The following is a 1,202-nucleotide window of genomic DNA, read 5'->3' on the forward strand; positions in this document are numbered from 1 at the left end:
TGATCCTACCCACGTAATGTGGACACGGCCCTAAGCGAGGTTTTGGTTTTCAAACTGTTCCGGGCTAAGACCGCCACAGGCACTGTGACGACGCCAGCGATTGTAATCGCACTCGATATAATTAAACACTGCCGTTCGCATTATTTCCCGGCTGGCAAAGTTCTCTCCGTGGATACATTCCACCTTCAGTGAGTGAAAGAAGCTTTCCGCACAGGCATTGTCGTAACAACAGCCTTTAGCGCTCATACTGCCCTGCAGATTATGCCGTTTCAGTAAGCTCTGGTAATTCGTTGAACAGTACTGACCACCCCGGTCTGTGTGCACGATGACATTTTCCGGGCGTTTACGCCGCCATAACGCCATCTGCAGTGCATCGCAGGCAAGCTGTGCCGTCATCCGTGAGGACATCGACCAGCCAATGACTGACCGCGACCACAGGTCAATCACCACCGCCAGATACAGCCAGCCTTCACCGGTGCGCAGATACGTGATGTCACCCACCCACTTCTGATTCGGGCCGCTGGCGTAAAAGTCCTGATTCAACAGATTCTCGGATACTGGCAGACCATGCTCACGGTAACTGACCGGGCTGAACCGGCGCGAGGCTTTCGCCCGCAGCCCCTGACGACGCAGACTGGCGGCGATAGTCTTGATGTTGTACTCCGGCAGTTCATCAGCAAGACGAGGTGCTCCATAACGCTGTTTTGCCCTGGCAAAGGTCTGTCGAACCGCATCATCGCAGACAAGTCGGAACTGTTGACGTCGGTTTATCTGGTGACGACGCTGACGCCAGGCATACCAGCCACTGCGGGCGACCTGCAGTACCCGGCACATGGCTTTAATACTGAACTCAGCCTGATGCTTTTCGATAAAGACATACTTCATTTCAGGCGTCTGGCGAAGTATGTCGCGGCCTTTTGGAGAATGGCCAGCTCCTCGTCCCGTTCAGCCAGTTGGCGTTTGAGGCGGGCATTCTCAGCGGCGAGTTCGCTCTCACGTTCAGAGGACGTTGCCTGTTGCTGCCGCTTGCTACGCCAGGTGTAAATTTGCGACTCATAAAGGCTGAGTTCGCGGGCGGCTGCGGCCACACCAATGCGCTCGGCCAGTTTCATGGCTTCGTTGCGGAATTCAGGTGTATGTTGCTTGCGTGGCTTTTTGGTGGTTGATACTGATTTTGTCATGTGAGTCACCTCTTGCTTGAG

At 54.7% G+C, this 1,202-nt stretch carries 1 protein-coding gene; it reads right to left on the bottom strand.

Translation table 11 applies throughout. The annotated features are described in order from the left end of the window. Positions 1 to 30: 30 nt before the first annotated feature. Positions 31 to 1,181, bottom strand: a protein-coding gene (locus QCD69_RS22440) for an IS3 family transposase (protein ID WP_253459590.1) whose coding sequence is annotated in 2 segments (ribosomal slippage) — positions 31 to 923 and positions 923 to 1,181 — 1,152 coding nt in all. Because the reading frame shifts where the segments join, the coding sequence is not laid out codon by codon here. Positions 1,182 to 1,202: the final 21 nt, after the last annotated feature.

Source organism: Erwinia sp. PsM31 (assembly GCF_030433775.1).
Classification (GTDB): domain Bacteria; phylum Pseudomonadota; class Gammaproteobacteria; order Enterobacterales; family Enterobacteriaceae; genus Erwinia; species Erwinia aeris.